This is a genomic window from Aeromonas enterica (genome assembly GCF_054052465.1).
Map to the genome: position 1 here is coordinate 59,632 of NZ_JBSTYL010000021.1, position 17,163 is coordinate 76,794.

13 protein-coding genes are annotated in these 17,163 nt (G+C 59.4%); 7 read left to right on the top strand and 6 right to left on the bottom strand.

The features are described 5' to 3' along the window. From ACW5XD_RS18620 to ACW5XD_RS18635, 4 genes are all read left to right on the top strand, one after another. Entirely contained in the window at positions 1–1,938 is a 1,938-nt protein-coding gene (locus tag ACW5XD_RS18620) for a hypothetical protein (protein WP_456496161.1), read from the top strand. 51 nt (positions 1,939–1,989) lie between these two features. Next, a complete protein-coding gene (locus ACW5XD_RS18625; RefSeq protein WP_456496162.1) occupies positions 1,990–5,214 on the top strand; it encodes a DUF5107 domain-containing protein in 3,225 nt (1,074 codons plus the stop codon). Between the two features lie 72 nt (positions 5,215–5,286). Continuing rightward, positions 5,287–6,738: a sugar porter family MFS transporter gene (locus ACW5XD_RS18630; RefSeq protein ID WP_456496163.1), complete on the top strand. Its 1,452-nt coding sequence runs from the start codon at positions 5,287–5,289 to the stop codon at positions 6,736–6,738. Next, positions 6,735–7,601 (top strand): aldose 1-epimerase, encoded by an 867-nt coding sequence (locus ACW5XD_RS18635; RefSeq protein ID WP_456496164.1) that lies wholly within the window; start codon positions 6,735–6,737, stop codon positions 7,599–7,601. Before ACW5XD_RS18630 ends, ACW5XD_RS18635 begins: the two co-directional genes overlap by 4 nt. Before the next feature lie 59 nt (positions 7,602–7,660). On the opposite strand, the gene ACW5XD_RS18640 is transcribed toward ACW5XD_RS18635, so the two are convergent. Then, a complete protein-coding gene (locus tag ACW5XD_RS18640; RefSeq protein ID WP_456496187.1) occupies positions 7,661–8,698 on the bottom strand; it encodes a Mal regulon transcriptional regulator MalI in 1,038 nt (345 codons plus the stop codon). 316 nt (positions 8,699–9,014) lie between these two features. On the opposite strand from ACW5XD_RS18640, the gene malX reads away from it, so the two are divergent. Next, on the top strand, positions 9,015–10,586 hold the full coding sequence (malX, locus tag ACW5XD_RS18645) for a maltose/glucose-specific PTS transporter subunit IIBC (RefSeq protein WP_456496165.1): 1,572 nt from the start codon (positions 9,015–9,017) through the stop codon (positions 10,584–10,586). Between the two features lie 81 nt (positions 10,587–10,667). Next, on the top strand, positions 10,668–11,870 hold the full coding sequence (locus ACW5XD_RS18650) for a MalY/PatB family protein (protein ID WP_456496166.1): 1,203 nt from the start codon (positions 10,668–10,670) through the stop codon (positions 11,868–11,870). 25 nt (positions 11,871–11,895) lie between these two features. On the opposite strand, the gene ACW5XD_RS18655 is transcribed toward ACW5XD_RS18650, so the two are convergent. The 4 genes from ACW5XD_RS18655 to ACW5XD_RS18670 all read right to left on the bottom strand — a co-directional run bounded on the left by ACW5XD_RS18655 (position 11,896) and on the right by ACW5XD_RS18670 (position 15,484). Further along, complete coding sequence (locus tag ACW5XD_RS18655; RefSeq protein ID WP_456496167.1) at positions 11,896–12,675, bottom strand: hypothetical protein; 780 nt, start codon at positions 12,673–12,675, stop codon at positions 11,896–11,898. A gap of 60 nt (positions 12,676–12,735) precedes the next feature. Continuing rightward, positions 12,736–13,026: a hypothetical protein gene (locus ACW5XD_RS18660; RefSeq protein ID WP_456496168.1), complete on the bottom strand. Its 291-nt coding sequence runs from the start codon at positions 13,024–13,026 to the stop codon at positions 12,736–12,738. A gap of 40 nt (positions 13,027–13,066) precedes the next feature. After that, the gene (locus ACW5XD_RS18665; protein ID WP_456496188.1) at positions 13,067–13,354 is read right to left on the bottom strand and encodes a hypothetical protein; all 288 of its coding nucleotides are present in this window, start codon (positions 13,352–13,354) and stop codon (positions 13,067–13,069) included. Positions 13,355–13,576: 222 nt separating this feature from the next. Further along, complete coding sequence (locus tag ACW5XD_RS18670; RefSeq protein WP_456496169.1) at positions 13,577–15,484, bottom strand: PTS fructose transporter subunit EIIC; 1,908 nt, start codon at positions 15,482–15,484, stop codon at positions 13,577–13,579. Between the two features lie 688 nt (positions 15,485–16,172). On the opposite strand from ACW5XD_RS18670, the gene ACW5XD_RS18675 reads away from it, so the two are divergent. Beyond that, positions 16,173–16,316, top strand: coding sequence for a hypothetical protein (locus ACW5XD_RS18675; RefSeq protein WP_456496170.1), 144 nt, complete (start codon positions 16,173–16,175; stop codon positions 16,314–16,316). A gap of 94 nt (positions 16,317–16,410) precedes the next feature. On the opposite strand, the gene ACW5XD_RS18680 is transcribed toward ACW5XD_RS18675, so the two are convergent. Continuing rightward, positions 16,411–16,995, bottom strand: coding sequence for a hypothetical protein (locus tag ACW5XD_RS18680; RefSeq protein WP_456496171.1), 585 nt, complete (start codon positions 16,993–16,995; stop codon positions 16,411–16,413). Positions 16,996–17,163: the final 168 nt, after the last annotated feature.

The following is a 17,163-nucleotide window of genomic DNA, read 5'->3' on the forward strand; positions in this document are numbered from 1 at the left end:
ATGTACTGGCCTGACCGTGGAAGTGGCGTTGGTGCAGAACCGGCCCGTAAACCTGTTATATCTGCTGTAAGGCAGTACTTCACAGAGGGTGGTGTTGGCCAGCCTCCCACCGTTCCTGGTGGGGATTGGTTCAACCAGATCACCAACGAGCTGCTGAACGTGTTGGCTGATGCAGAAATCTCTCCAAGTAAGAACGATGATACCCAGCTCTTGCAGGCTATAAAAAAAATAAGTGATGAAAATCTATCTCAATTAGGTGATTTCCAATCCAGATGTACGACGGCTGAACTTCCATTAAAACAATTTCCTGTAGGGAGGAGAATATTAGTTTCAGACCGAGATGATGCCGCTTTTGATGTCGTGGCGGGTGGTATATTTAATGGTTTCGATATCCTTGATGCTGGCGGTGGTAACACGGCAGCTCTAGTTCTTAATCGGCCAACTCCAATTCATTTTGGCGCAAAAGGTAACAAGATCGATGACGACAGTGATGCGCTTGAGCATTGGCTTAACTGCCCATATGGGGCCCTGTATGGTCTTGGTAAAGGATACAAAGTAACAAGAACGCTAGATGCCACGCAATCGACCTTCAAGCGCCTTGTCGGCGATGGAATGACGTTCTGGAGTGAGTTTGGAGTTCTTTCTGCTGAGACAGTAATCCTTGATATCAAAGAGCGACCAGTCGGGCAGCCTTACATCGAGAAGGTCTACTTCGATTGTCTTGACCCGGACAGTCCCCAGTCAGAGACTCTAAACACTGGAGAAACCTTTAACTGGATAGCAAAATCCTGGTTGTGCAGCTTGTACGCATCGGAAGGCGTGACTATTGAAAGTAGCCGTTTTTTCCGACATAAGCTCCCATACCGAATCAATGGTCTTCCAGGAGATACATTCAAGAAAGGTTCTAAAACACGAATCTTTGATTGCTGGCACATTGAATGCAGGGCTAGTGGCGGCATCACTGGTAGTGGTGTAGTGACACTTTGTGATGCAGTAGAGGTACAAAACAACTTCTACTGGCTAGGAGGTGAGGCTACATTCCCGAGCAACCGCAGGTTGTCAATCAGCGACAACATAGCGTTCATACCAGGCACTCCTGCAATTGATGTCGGGGGTAGTCTTGGTGCGCTGACAGACACAGTGAAGATTACCGATAACATCAGCTTTGGTCGTGACCCTATTGTTTGTGAGCTCGGAACGAAGGTTACGCTGATAAGTGGCAACATCTGCGTGGTCAGTTCAACATCCCCAAATGGGGTTGGAATAGGCGTGACGTCTGACTTTGCCGGCGGTCAGACCATAGACACTTTGAAGGTTGAAGGAAACCAAATCAGCCACTATAACGACCTTGGTACGACCGCGCAGTACTCGCACGGGATAAAAGTAAACGCCAACGCCAACTCTATATCCCGTGTGGATGTAACGGACAATACTGCTTACGGCCCTCGCATATGTGTTCAAGTTGATTCAAATGCAACTGATTGCGATGTTAGCAATAACAACGGATACCAGTGCTACCGAGGGGCCGTTCTTAACTGTTCTGGCACGGCGAACAGGAATAAGTTCACATCTCTCGGCGGAGTCCCTCAAACGGGAGGCTATGGGATTGGGGTGTTCGGTGGTGGGGTGATGAAGCTGAAAGATAACGATACTGCCAGATTTGAAAAAGACTATCGACTTGAGGGGGCATTGGATAGATACAAACTGCTGTCACCGATCCATGATCATGTCGATATGGCAGATGTAATCCACCTAGCCAATCAAACTGGGTTCCTTTATTTCGAGGGTGTGCGAGCCGGTGGGGTGGATACGTTCTTATCCAACTACAAGCGAGGCTCAACAAAGCTTAACCCGGCCCCATCAGCCGGTGGCTATATTGGCTTTGTTGCCGTAGGTGATGGTGGCCCAATGAAGGGGTATGGCGCTATACAGGCTTAACCTCTCTCCCTTCTTGTTCGCTCTGTGCGAGTGTTTTGATCATTCCTTGTAATGTTCATTACACTCGCTTTCTTTGCTCAATCCACTCGCGCCGCGACATCGGGGGCCGTCTATCCCTACGGCGTGATCGATACCCTCACCGGCCAGAAGCAGATGAAGTCCTATCAGGCGGTCTGGCTGGAGAACGACTTTATCAAGGTGATGTTGCTGCCGGAATTGGGTGGCCGCATCCACCGTGCCTACGACAAGGTGATGCAGCGGGATTTTGTCTATTACAACGAGGTGATCAAACCGGCGCTGGTGGGGCTGGTGGGGCCCTGGATCTCCGGCGGCATCGAGTTCAACTGGCCGCAGCACCACAGACCCACCACCTTCATGCCGGTGGATGTCACCATTGCGGATCGGGAGGGCGGCGCCAAGACCGTCTGGCTCGGCGAGGTGGAGCCGATGCGCGGTCTGCAGGTGATGGCGGGTTTCACCCTCTATCCCGACAAGGCGCTTATCGAGATCACCGGCAAGGTGTTCAACGGCAACGATACGCCGCGCCACTTCCTCTGGTGGTCCAACCCGGCGGTGAAGGGGGGCGATGCCCACCAGAGCGTCTTCCCGCCCGACGTGACCGCCGTCTATGACCACGGCAAGCGCGACGTCAGTGCCTTCCCCATCGCCCGCGGCACCTACTACAAGGTGGATTACTCCGCCGGGGTCGATATCTCCCGTTACCGCAACATTCCGGTGCCCACCTCCTACATGGCGGACAAGTCTGACTACGACTTCGTCGGCGCCTACTGCCATGACGAGCAGGGCGGCTTGCTGCACGTGGCGGATCACCATGTCTCGCCGGGCAAGAAGCAATGGAGCTGGGGCAACTGCGACTTCGGTCTGGCCTGGGATCGCAACCTGACCGACCACAACGGCCCCTACATAGAGCTGATGACCGGGGTCTACACCGACAACCAGCCCGACTTCACCTGGCTGGATGCGGGGGAGGAGAAGGTGTTCGTGCAGAACTTCCTGCCCTACAACACCCTCGGCACCCTGCAAAATGCCAACACCCGCGCCGCCATCAAGCTGGAACGCACCGACGACGGCCTGCTGTGCGGTGCCTACGCGATCGCACCGCTGTGCCAGGCCCGCTTCGAGGTGAGCGACGAAGGTGGCGTGCTGTTCACCCAGACGCTGGATCTGCAACCAGGCCAGGCCTGGCTTGAGTCGTTTGCCATCACCAGCGAGGGACGTTTGCAGGTACGCCTGCTGGATGAGCAGGGCCAGCCGATCCTGAGCTATCTCGAGCATTTGCCCGCAGGCGAAGCCCTGCCGGATCCGGCCACGGCGCCGGAGCCCGCCGTCAATCTCGACTCGGTCGACGAGCTCTACTTCATCGGCCAGCATCTTGAGCAGTATCTGCACGCCAGCCGCTCGCCGTTCGATTACTACCTGCGGGCACTGGAGCTCGATGGCGGCGACTATCGCTGCAATCTGGCGCTGGCGACGCTGGAGTACAACCGCGCCAACTATGAGCAGGCGCTGGCCTATGCCAATCAGGCGTTGACCCGAGCCCATCGGCTCAACAAGAACCCCCAGTGCGGCAAGGCCAGCTTGTTGCGCGGCCACATCGAGGAGCGCCTGGGGCAGTTTGATGCCGCCTTCGATGACTTCTACAAGGCGACCTGGAGCGGCAACTGCCGCGACAGCGGCTTCCTCGGACTGGCCCGCATCGCCATGGTGCGCCGCGACCCATCGCAGGCGCTGCCCTTTGTCGAGAAGAGCCTCGCGGTCAACGGCACCCACTACGGCGCCATCGCCCTCAAGGGCTTGGCGCTGCTGGAGTCTGGCCAGCGGGAGGTGGCCCTCGCCTATATCGACGAGCAGCGAGTCCGTTATCCACTCCACTATCAGCTGGCCTTCCTGCGCTGGCTGGCAAGCGAGCAGCCAACCGATCTCGAGGCGCTGCGTACTCTGTGCAACGGGCGCGGGGTGAATCTCTGTTTCCTGGCAAGCGACCTGCTGGCGCTGGGACGCCCCGAGCTGGCGCAGCAACTGCTCTCAACACTGCCGGTGGAAGAGACCCTGCCGCTGTTGTTCCAGGCCAGTCTGTTGCCTGAAGGTGAGGCGCAGGATGCCCTGCTGCAACGGGCCGAGCAGGCCTTTGGCCGCAAGGTGCGCTTCCCCAATACCCTTGGCGAGGTGGCCATGCTGGCGCAACTGCCCCACAGCTGGTTTGCCAGCTATCTGCTGGGCTGCTTCCACTACAGCAAGCGCAGCTATCCGCAAGCCATCGCCTTGTGGCAACAGGTGTGCGAGCTGGCGCCCGGATTTGCCCCCACCTGGCGCAACCTTGGCATCTATCACTTCAACAAGAGCGGCGATCCGGTGGCGGCCGAGCAGTGCCTAAGTCGGGCGTTTGCCCTCAAGCCGGATGATGCCCGTCTGCTGTTCGAGCTGGATCAACTGCACAAGCGCTGCGCCATGGCTCCCGCGGAGCGGCTGGCGCTGCTGGAGGCACACCGTGAGGTGGCCCTCAAGCGTGACGATCTGACTGCCGAGCTGCTCAGCCTCTATCACATCACCGGCCAGCTGGAGGCGGCGGTCGAGATCTTGCGGCTGCGCGAATTCCACCCCTGGGAGGGGGGCGAGGGCAAGGTGACCGGTCAGTACCTCATCAACCAGCAGCGCCGGGCGCTGGTGTTGATGACCCAGGGACGCCACGAGCAGGCCATCCCGTTGCTGCAACAGGCGCTGCACTACCCCCTCAATCTGGGGGAGGGGCGTCTGGTGGGGCAGACCGACAACGATATCCACTACCTGCTGGCGCTCTGCCACCTCGCCCGTGACAACCAGAGTCTGGCCGCCCAGTGCCTGCAACAGGCTTGTCTCGGTCAGGGGTCGCTGGGGGCCAGTCGCTACTACAACGATCAGCCGGTGGATTACCTCTTCTATCAGGGCATGGCACTGGCACGGCTTGGTCGGGTTGCGGAGGCTCAGCGTCTCTTTGAAGGGATGGTCGGCTGGGCCGAGCAGGCAATGGGCGAGCGGGTAGAGGCGGACTTCTTCGCCGTCTCGCTACCCGACCTCATCGTGCTGGATGACGACCCGCAGCACCAACATCGCCAGCACTGTCTGCTGGTCAGGGCGCTCGGCCTGTTGGGGCTGGGTCAGCGGGATGACTGTGAACAGACCTTGCGAGAGCTGCTCACCCTCAACCCGGCTCACGACAAGGGGCACCTCTTTGCCCTGATCTGCCGCGAGCTGTCACTCAACTCACAACTCTCATAACAAAAACCGGCGCCCCGCCACGGTGAGGGGCGCCACTGCACCCTACAATCGACAAGATGATAAGGATGAGTCATGGAACGCACGAAAAATCAATTGGATACGAACGGGCTCAATATGAGCTACATCTGGATGATCTGCCTGGTGGCCGCCTGCGGTGGCCTGCTGTTTGGCTACGACTGGGTGGTCATTGGCGGGGCCAAGCCCTTCTATGAGGCCTACTTCGCCATCACGGATCCGGCCCAGTCCGGCTGGGCCATGAGTTCGGCGCTGGTGGGCTGCGTGCTGGGGGCCGCCATCTCCGGCTGGTCAGCCGACCGCTTCGGTCGCAAGAAGCCGCTGATCCTGGCCGCGATCCTCTTCACCATCTCGGCCTGGGGCACGGCTGCTGCCAGTAACTTCGATCTGTTCGTGGTCTATCGCATCATCGGTGGTATCGGCATCGGTCTGGCTTCTGCACTTTCGCCCATGTATATCGCCGAGATAAGCCCGGCCGACAAGCGGGGCAAGTTCGTGGCCATCAACCAGCTCACCATCGTCATCGGGGTGCTGGCGGCCCAGCTGGTGAACCTGATGATCGCCGATCCGGTGGCGAGCAATGCGACCCCGGCCGACATTCTGGCCACCTGGAATGGTCAGTCCGGCTGGCGCTGGATGTTCGGCGCCGAACTGGTGCCGGCGCTGGCGTTTCTGGTGTTGATGTTCTTCGTGCCGGAGTCGCCGCGCTGGTTGGCCAAAGATGGTCAGTATGAGAAAGCCTCCCGCATGCTCGGCAAGATTGGCGGGGATGCCTATGCCAAGCAGACCCTGGCCGATATCCGTCAGACTCTGATGGGCGAGACCCACAAGGTATCGCTCTCAGAGCTGGGCAAACCCTCGGTGCGGCCGATCCTCATCATCGGGATTGTGCTGGCGGTGTTCCAGCAGTGGTGCGGCATCAACGTCATCTTCAACTATGCGCAGGAGATCTTTGCCTCCGCCGGGTTTGACATCAACAGCACCCTCAAATCCATCGTCGCCACCGGTCTTATCAACCTGCTGTTTACCCTGATTGCGCTGCCCATGGTAGACAAGATTGGCCGTCGCAAGCTGATGCTGATTGGCTCGGCGGGGCTGACCATCATCTACGGCATGATGGCGGCGGCCTATGCCACCGGTGTGCTGGGGCTGCCGGTGTTGCTGCTGGTGTTGGCGGCCATCGCCATCTATGCCCTGACCCTGGCGCCGGTCACCTGGGTGCTGCTCTCGGAGATCTTCCCCAACCGGGTGCGCGGGCTGGCGATGTCGGCCGGTACGCTGGCGCTCTGGATTGCCTGTTTCGTGCTGACCTACACCTTCCCGCTGCTTAACGCAGGGTTGGGCGCTGCAGGCAGCTTCCTGCTCTATGGCCTCATCTGTTTCGCCGGTCTCATCTTTATCTATCGCAAGGTGCCGGAGACCAAGGGGGTGACGCTGGAAGCGCTGGAAGCCCAGCTGGCCCAGGGCAAGGTCGAGCTGACGCCGACCAAGGCGAGCACCTCGGCATGACGGTTTACATATTGAGCAACCCGCATCTTCGGATGCGGGTCTCTGCACAAGGGGCCTGCCTGCTGGGGTTGGAGGATGACCAAGGGCGCCCGCTGCTGCGAGACACCGACTCGGCGCAACCCTGGCATCCCGGACAGAGCGCCCTGTTCCCCATGTTGCCGCTGGCCAATCGGGTAGCGGGCAACCGGTTCGAGTTGTGGGGGGATGACTGTTCGTTGCCTGCGAGCGAGCTCGATCCCGACTTCTTTTTGCACGGGGATGGCTGGCTACAGCCATGGCAGCCGGTGGCGCTGACCGACAGCTCGGTGACCTTGCAGTTCACCAGCCAGAGCGGCCCTTTTCACTACTTGGCGGAGATCGACTATCGGCTGCAGGGTGCGAGCCTGGTGGCGCGGATCAGCCTGACCCATCTCGGGGAGACTCCCGGCCTCTACGGCGCGGGTTTCCACCCCTTCTTCTGGCGCGACGAGCAGACCCGCATTCGTTTTCTGGCGAGCGGCGTCTGGCAGGAGGGACCGGACCATCTGCCAACCGACTGGGCGAGCAGACTGGCGCCCCAGCTCGATTTTCGCCAGTGGGCTCGCCCACAAGGGTGGCTCAACCACTGTTACGGCGGCTGGCGCGGTCAGGCCGAGATCGATCATCCAGCCCGCCAACAGCGCCTGCTGGTCTCAAGCGATGGCGGTTTTCTGATGCTTTATCAGCCTGATGACGCGAGTGGCTTCGTCTGTCTGGAACCCCAGAGTCACGCCGCCAATGCCCACCACCTGGCCGGTCACCCCGGCCTGCGGCTGCTTGGCCGCGGCGATCGCATGAGCATCGGCATGACCCTCAGCCAACAGCGGACACAAGCAGCCCAATAACCTTCACTGGCTCCCTTTAACGAAGGGCCTCAAGGATATGGGTGGGAGAAATCGAGCCCTCAGGCCGACTCTCGTTTTTGCAGATTGGGGGTAATGATATGGCGATTGGGGGCGAGTTCGGGTTGCTGCATCCGGGTCAGCAGCCGCTGGGCGGCCTGGCGACCGATTTCGCGCGCCGGTGAGCTGACAAAGGTGAGGGCGGGGGAGGTGAGTTCCGCCTCCGCCACGTCGTCAAAGCCGAGCAGGGCCACCTGCTGGCCTATGTAGTTGTCCTTGCCCACGGTGCGCCCGCTCGCCTCGACGCCATAGATGCCGCCGAGCGCTACCTCGGGGTAGTGGCAGAGCACGGCAGTTACCTTGGGATGCTGGTGCAGCAGCTGGGCTATGGTGTCGGCTGCGCTGCGCTGGGTGCGCTCGCATTCGAGCACCCACTCGGGTTTGAAGGGGAGGCCGTATTGCAGCAGGCTGGCGCAGTAGCCGCCGATGCGTTCGGCGCGGGTGAGGGAGTCGGCCCGCCCGCCCACGTAGGCGATATGGCGGTGGCCCTGCTCGATGAGATAAGTGGTGGCCTGCTGGGCGGCGTGGGTGTTGTCGGGGCCGATAAAGTCCACGTCATCGCGATAGTAGGAGCGGGCGGCGCACACCACCGGCAGCTCTGAGTCGAGCAGGGTTTCCAAAGTTTTGGCCGCCGCGCCGCGCACCGGATTGAAGATGATGCCCGCTACCCCTTGGCGCGACAGCGACTGTATGCTCTGCTGCAACCGCTCCGGGCTGTGGCCGCACTGGGTCAAAAACAGCAGGTAGCCCTGCTGCTCCAGCACCTCGCTCACCCCTGCCGTGACCTCGGTATAGAAGGGGTCGGTGATGTCGCGCAGGATCAGGCCCACCAGATTGGATTGCTGGCTGCGCAGGTTGGCGGCGGCGCTGTTGGGCACGTAGTCGAGCTCTTTTATCGCCTGCTGCACTCGCTCGGCGGTGGCCGGGGAGATGCGCCCCTTGCCATTGAGCACCATGGAGACGGTAGTGACCGAGACCCCCGCCAGCTGTGCCACGTCGGTGATCTTGACGTTTTTCGATACAAGCGGTTTGGGCGACATAGGTTTGGATGGCATGGGTTGTGACGACATAGGGCGAGTGCAGCAGCCATGGGCAAGGAGACCGGAGAGCCACAGCATACCCCCTCGTATATCCAAGTGAAACGTTACATCACAGTTGCGCCGATCTGGCTCACAAATTTTGACCCACTCGCCATTCTGGCCCGCCATTCTGTGATCCTGTCGGCACTTGTGAGTTGATAAAACGTTTTATCATCCACAACACCTGATGCAGGCTCTCCCCCCTGCCTGCCCTCGTCGAGCGCAGTGCGGGAGAGTGGCATCGAGACGTGACCTTCACTTCACAAGGATCAGACACATGGCCAAGTCCCCCGCCAAATCCACCGTATGGGAGTTCCTGCAGAGCCTCGGCAAGACCTTTATGCTGCCGGTCGCTCTGCTGGCTTTCTCCGGTATCCTGCTCGGTGTCGGCAGTTCGCTCACCAGCGATGCGGTCAAGCAGAGCATGCCCTTCCTCGACAACATGGTGCTGCAACTGCTCTTTCTCTGGATGACCAAGGTGGGGTTGGTGGCCTTTATCTACCTGCCGGTGATGTTTGCGGTGGCCATTCCGCTCGGGCTGGCGCGCGAGGAGAAGGGGGTGGCGGCCTTTGCCGGTTTCGTCGGCTATGCGGCGCTCAACCTCTCCATCAACTTTTATCTCACCGTAGCCCATGTCATCGGTGACGCCGCGGCGGAGAAGGCCTACGGGGTGAAGTCGATCCTCGGCATCAGCTCCATCGACACCGGCATTCTGGGGGCCATCATAGTCGGGGTGATCGTTGCCAAACTGCACGCCCGTTTCTACACCTACCGGATGCCTGATGCGCTCGCCTTCTTCGGGGGTGCCCGCTTCGTGCCCATCATCACGGCGCTGGTGCTGGGGGTGGTCGGTCTGGTGGTGCCCCTGGTCTGGCCCTGGTTTGCCGCTGGCATCAACGGCATCGGTGCACTTATCTCCCACGCCGGCCCCTTCGGCCCCTTCCTGTTCGGCACCGGTGAGCGGCTGCTGCTGCCGCTCGGTCTGCACCACATTCTGGTGGCGCTCATTCGCTTTACCGAGGCGGGCGGCACGTCGCTTGTGTGCGGCAACGAGGTGAGCGGCGCCCTCAACATCTTCTACGCCGAGCTCTCCTGTGCCGACACTAGCCAGTTCTCGGTGTCGGCCACCTCCTTCCTGTCACAGGGCAAGATGCCCGCCTTCCTCGGCGGCCTGCCGGGCGCGGCGCTCGCCATGTATCACTGCGCACGGCCGGAGAATCGCGGCAAGATCAAGGCGCTGCTGGTCTCCGGCGTGGTGGCCTGCGTCATCGGCGGCATCACAGAGCCGCTGGAGTTCCTGTTCCTGTTCGTGGCACCGGTGCTCTATGTCATCCACGCCATCCTGACCGGTCTGGGCTTCATGACAATGGGTCTGCTCGGCGTCACCATCGGCAACACCGACGGCAACCTCATCGATTTTCTGGTGTTCGGCGTGTTGCAGGGGACGGCCACCAAGTGGTATCTGGTGCCGGTGGTGGCCGCCATCTGGTTTGCCATCTACTACGGGGTGTTCCGCTTCGCCATAGTGCGCTTCAACCTCAAGACCCCCGGTCGTGAACTTGACACCGGCGAGACCGCCCAACCAGTCGGCAAGAAGGCGGGCAACAGCGGTTACAACGGCGAGATCATCCTCAACGCCTTGGGCGGGGCCGACAACATCCTCGCGCTGGATAACTGCATCACCCGGCTGCGGATGTCGGTGCAGGACATGAGCCGGGTTGATGACAAGGTATTGAAGGCAAACGGCGCCATCGGGGTGATCAAGCTCGACGAGCACAACCTGCAGGTGGTGATTGGCCCTCAGGTGCATCTGGTGAAAAACCAGCTGCAGAGCCTGATGGGGGCCTGATCCGGCCTGCCTGTGGCCTTGATTCTACGGGGGCGCCATGCCCCTTGTTCATTCGTGCTTTTGCTGGCGAGAGAAAAAGAGATGTCCAACACAGAACCGTTTGATTTTGACCGCCTGGTCGATCGCCACGGCACCTACTGTACCCAGTGGGACTATGTGGCCGACCGCTTCGGCCATGCCGACCTGCTCCCCTTTACCATCTCCGACATGGACTTCGAGACCGCCCCCTGCATTCGCCAGACGCTGGCAACAAGGCTCGAACACGGGGTATTTGGCTACAGCCGCTGGAATCACGACGCCTTCAAGGGCGCGGTGAGCGGCTGGTTTGCCCGCCGCTACGGGGCCAAGCTCGACCCGGATGCATTGGTTTACGGTCCCTCGGTCATCTATGTGATTGCCCAGCTGGTGAGTCTCTGGTCGGCCCCCGGCGAAGGGGTGCTGGTGCATACCCCCGCCTACGACGCCTTCGGCAATATGCTGGTCGCCAACGACAGGGTGCTGCTGCCCTGTCCGCTCAAAAAAGAGCAGGGGAGCTATCAGATCGACTGGACGTGCTTCGAGCAACAGGCGGCCCGCCCCGATTGCCGGATCCTGCTGCTGTGCAGCCCCCACAATCCCACCGGCCGGGTCTGGACGCGGGATGAGCTGAGCCGGATGGCAACCATCTGCCAGCGCCACGGGGTCAAGGTCATCTCGGACGACATCCATATGGATATGAGCTTTGCTCGCTATCTGCCGTGGAGCGAGGTGGCGGTGGATGATGGCTGGGCGTTGGTGAGCTCGGGCTCCAAATCCTTCAATATTCCGGCCCTTGGCGGTGCCTACGCCTTTATCGCCAACGCGGATGCGCGGGCCGCCTACCTGCAACGGCTCAAGGCGGCCCATGGCCTGTCATCGCCGTCCATTCTCGGGGTGCTGGCCCATATCAGCGCCTATCGGGATGGCGCTGCCTGGCTTGATGCGCTCAAATCCTATCTGCACGGCAACCTTGCCCATGTGGCGGCGCGGCTCAACGCCGCTTTTCCCTCCATCGACTATCGGGTGCCCGAGGGGACCTATCTCGCCTGGATTGACCTGAATGGTATTGGCATCGACTCCACCGAGCGGATGGATGCGCTGCAAGCCCTGCTGGTGGAGAAATACCGGGTTGCCATCATGCGCGGCGATACCTACGGCCCCGAGGGAAAGGGCTTTATCCGTCTCAACGTTGGCTGCCCGCGCGAGAAGGTGGATCAGGGACTCGATGCCTTGATAGGCGCGCTGGGGGAGCTGCTTGCCGGATAAAACAAGCCGCCTTGAGGCGGCCTGTTTATTTCGAGGCGGCCTTTTCAGACCGATAGCGAGTCTCTGCTAGCTGATCGAAGCGCAGGATCAGGGTATCGCCACCCTTGAGGCGGTAGGCGCAGTGAGAGTTGTTGCAGGCGATGCGGATATGGGGTTCATCCCGCAGCAGAGGGGATTGGCTATGGGCCTCGGTCTGCGGCCACTTGCCTTGTTCAAGGCGGGTTATTTGGGTTTGTGCTTCGGTTGCTCCTTTAAGGAAAAAGGCCAGAGCTCCCCAAGTAGGCAACAGGACTGCTAAAAACAGGAAGGTGAACTTGTTGTAGTTGTTTCCTAACCAGACAAGTGTTCGAAAAAGAAGGGGGGCTGGGTAGCGTCCAATCTTTTTCGCTCGTTTGATAAGCCCGCAGTAGATCATTGAGCTTTGCCATAGCCATGTGAGGTAAATTCGCCAGCGGGGACAGATAAGTAGAGCGATAGTCACTGAAAAAATCGCGAATATGCAACCTAATACAGGCCACATCCAAGGCTTGAACATATTGAGAGTAGTGAGGAGTCCAAAGGCCAGTAGAAAATCCGCAGGCGGCGAAAACTCGGCATAATCGAGGTTGAATGCCAAGGTATAGCCATAGTGATAGGCCATACCCAAGAGGTAGGTCGCGGCAGTCAGGGCTGGGATGGCTGTCATTACTAGCCCCACGAAACGCCAAGTTGTTCCCTTTTCTTCTGTCTCCGGTTCGGCGGCTCGCAATCTTTTCACATGCTGGCGAAGCCAGCGCCGACGTGCTACGGGTATTTTGTCACTCACTGTTATTTCCCTTTATGCATCGATTCGACGAACGGAGCCAAGCCTGGTTTGAGGGAGTGATCACTTTGGCTCTTCGGTGCGATACAGCACCTTGCCGCAGGCGAGGCAGGTATGGCGAAAGCGGTGATCAAACCAGCCGGTCTGGGGGTGACCCAGCACCTTGTCCGAGCCGCAGGCGCAGCAGTGGGCTCCCAGTTCATCATCGGTGGCGCACTCTGGGTGGGTGCTCAGATACTTGGCGCGGGTGGGCAGGCGTTGCCAGTCAGGCTGGGCATGGTGCTGGTCCCAGAAACGCCTGGCATAGAGGCTGGCAGCGAGGGCAAGCAGGCCGAACAGCCATAACAGATCCATGTAGTGACTCCTTGGGGGGACGCGTGATAAGGGGCTTGGATCAGAGAATGGCGCGGCTGCGAAACAGCACCTTGCCACAGGCAAGGCAGGTGTGACGCAGGCGGTAATCGCCGGCGCCGGTCAGCGGGCTGAACAGCACCTTGTGGGAACCGCAGGCGTAGCAGCTGGCGTTTTCACTATCGTCGGTGGCGCACTCGGGATGCAGGCTGAGGTACTCGGGCAGGGTGAGCAATTTGTCCCAGTCTGGCTGAGTGACAGAGCGGTTCTTGAGAATGATGCCAGCGGTCACCAGACCCGCCAGGGTGAGCAGTACGTCCGTCAATTCCACGTTGTGCAAGGCTCCGTCCATGTGCGGTCGCAAGGCCGGCTGGCTGGCGAAGGCACAATATGGCTCCTATCTTATCGATCCTTAGGGTGAGGGCGCTATCCCCGTCCGGGTAACGGCTAGCGGGTTGGTGCTTGGCTTCTGCCTGGCATTGAGAGTCTATGGATTGAAATAAACGAAGGGGCCTTGGGCCCCTCCTGTTGTACATCAGATAAAGTGCCCTCGTCAGGCTACCTTGCTGCTCAGCCGAGTGCGGGCCAGCAGCCCTTCCGGGTTGTGGATGGCCTCCCTGGTCTTCACATCGATGACCTCTATATTGGCGAAGCGCTCCCGGTTCTTAATGGCCACATCGTGGGCCAGGATGACGCAGCGAGCGTTGGCTACGTCCTTGGCGCTGATGCGGTTGATGATGCCGTTGGCGCCTTGTGTCTCTACTTTCAGCTTGATACCCGCCTTGGCGGCCGCCTTTTGCAGGCTCTTGGCGGCGAGGAAGGTGTGGGCCACGCCTGATGGGCAGGCGGTGATGGCGAGCACGTCCGCTTCCCCTTCCGCTTCGATGATCTGATAGCCGCTATCGTCGGCTGTCACTGTGTCATCCTCGGTCACCGGCTTTTTCAGCAGGTTGACGATAAGGGCCGTGGTCAGGGCGCCGAGCACGGTTCCCAGGATGTAACCCATCTTGCCTTCCACCACAGGCAACACTATCCAGCCGCCCCAGGGGGCATGGTTGATGCTGTGCATCATGAAGCCGGTGATGTTGCCGACGATCCCACCCGCGACGATGGCCGGTATGACCCGTACCGGGTCGGCGGCGGCAAAGGGAATGGCTCCCTCGCTGATGCCGATCATGCCCATGATGGCGGCCGCCTTGCCCGCTTCACGCTCTTCCTTCTTGTAGCGACGTGGTGAGAGCAAGGTTGCCAGCGCCATGCCGAGCGGTGGCACGCAGATGGCGATGCCGACCCCGCCCATCAGCCAGGGCTGGGTGTTGACCTGGGTCTGGGCGAACAGGGTCGCCACCTTGTTGACCGGGCCGCCCATGTCAAAGGCGGTCATGCCACCCAGGATGGCGCCCAGCATCACCTTGCCGGAACCCGCCATGCTGGAGAGCCAGTGGTTCATCCCTTCCATCATGGCGGCGATGGGCGCACCTATCACCCACATGACGATGCCGCACACCAGGAAGGTGCCGATCAGCGGATAGATGAAGATGGAGCCCAGCGAACTCATGGAGTCCGGTAGTTTTATGCGTTTGAGCTGATTGACGATGAGGCCGGCGATAAAGCCCACCAGGATGGCACCGAGAAAACCGGTGTGAAACTGCTGTACCGCTATCCAGGAGCCGATCATGCCCGGCGCCAGCCCCGGTTTGTCCGCCATTGAGTAGGCGATGTAGCCGCCGAGCACGGCGGTAAACAGGGTAAGCCCCGCTATCCCCATGTCGGCCATGTCCTTGAGCACGCCAGCCTCGGGCACGGCTCCCTTGCCGCTTATCATCACCGAGAGTGACAGCAGCACGCCTCCCGCGACGATGAAGGGGATCATGTGGGAGGTGCCAAACAGCAGGTGCTGCTTGAGGGTATTGAGCTGGGCCTTGATGCTGCGATCCTGGGGCTCCGGTGCATTGGCTCTCGGTTGAGCGGTTGCCTCGGCGCGCACCGGCTGCTTGCCGGCAACGCTGGCAGGTGCCGTGGCTGTCAGCAGTTTGAGCACCTCGGCCTTGCTGGTGGCTGCCTGCATCCGGGAGATAAAGCCGGGTTCCAGCAGCTTGGTGGAGAGTTCGGCCAGCACCTCGATGTGGTGGTTGGCGCCGCCCGCCGGGGAGGCAATCATGAAAAACAGTTTGGAGGGCAGCCCATCTTCGGCGCCGTAGTCGATCCCCTGCCGGCTGATGCCGATGACGATGGCGGGCTGCAGCACAGCCTCACTCTTGGCGTGAGGCAGGGCAACCCCCTGTTCAAAACCCGTGTTGTCGAGGTTTTCCCGCGCCCAGAGGTCGCGCACGAACTGATCCTGATTGCCTATCTTGCCGCTGGCGTGGAGTCGGGTGGCCAGTTCGACAAACAGTCCCTGCTTGTCGTTGGCCGCTATGTCGAGGCAGATCAGCCCTTCATCTATCAAGGTAGTTAGCATTGGTGTCTCCTGGCTCTGAGAGCTCTGGTGATATGAGTAACGGAGCAAACGATTGACCTGTCTATTGTTTCGCTCAAGCCATGTCACCGAAATCGGACATATGTGTCCTTTACTGGATTTTTGTGCCAACGCCCTCGCTCTGTGAGGCGGTTCGCATTTTTATTTTTGCCATGCTCTCGACGAGCATTCTGTTAAATGCTTTTAAAAACAGTTCGTTGTGGTGAGTTGGTAACTGGAGATCGAGAGTCTGTTTGACCATGCTCCGCTTGGCCCGGCAAGACAGGATGGATATTTGTGTGCATTCACTGACTCTTGAAATGTGAGCTGTCTGGCAAAAATGCAACAGGGAGGAGTTAGTCGCTGTTTTTTTCATCACCATTTGTGCTGGCATGACAGGGGAAAAGGGATGCTGCACATGAAGTCGTTGCCGGGGGATTGGCGTGGGCATAGACACAATCCGCTGATCTTGCAGCAGGATATGGGCGGGCAAGTGCTGGGTAGCCCTGGCTGTCATGGCTTAATAAGACGTCTTTCCCATTTTTTAGATTGATTTATGGATAATCAATCGTTTATTTCGTTGGACGGTTATGGGGATCCAGGTGTCTGACTAGGTGAGCAGGTTGGCCAGCGTCTATACGGGCAGTGCCGTCAGCCAGTATGTAACCCTATGATGTAAGGAGACATCCTGATGGAAACACTTGACCAGAAGATCGACACCATGCGTGAAGAGTTCAAGCAGCAGGAGCTCAAACAGGCTCACGACAAGTGGCAAGCCAGAGTTGAAGAACTGCAACAGATCAGGCCAGGGCAACCGGAAACGGTTGAAGAGTAGCCACTGAGCCTATTGCTTGCCGATAGCCAAGCCCAAGTCAGTTTCGCTGTTAAGCAGTCAATCCCCCCACCGCCCACCAGGGCTGTGGGGGTTTTTATTGTTGCCCGATATGGTTTTGTGATTGCCACCGTTGCAGGCGTTGTTTCAGGGAGTTGTCGCCCGGCGGAATAAAATCATCCATCAGAAAGCAGCGGCTGTCGCCACTCTTTTGAAAGTGAAAGGTCACTGTCTGCGGCTCTTTCTGGGTGTCGGAGAGAGCAAACAAATAGGTCATACCCACCGTCACGGAGTCAACCGTGTGGCTGACCAGGCTGAAACTGATGGGGTCGGTCACCTCGCCATCCTGCGCATTGATCCAGGGATCGGCATCAAGTGCGCAGGCCTCGCCATCGGCGTTGCACCGAGCTTCACTGCTCAGCACGGTGAAAAAATCCGGGGTCAGCAGATCCTTTATGTTGTCCGGTTCTGTGTAATAGAAGTCCCTGTGCTCACGCCAAAAAGCCTTGGCCAGCGTGAGTGCGGTTTTGTTATCACAGGCGGCATGGCTTGAGCCGCTCAATAACGCCAAGCATAAAAGCGATAACCCGGAATAGCATTTCATGGTGTCTTCCTGACGTGCGTTGGGTGACGACAACGGTCCATGGATGGCGTCAAGGAGGCTTGATAGCCAGACGGGCATCATATCCAATGTGGAGAGTGGAAAAAGCGTGATGTGGTGAATCCTTGCTGCATATCAAGAAATGTATCAGGGAAGTGGGGGCGATGCGCAAGAGGGACAGAGCCGGGACGTACCAATAGCAAGGTGCCATCAGTGATGGCACCTTGCGCGTTGATTCAGTCATTGATC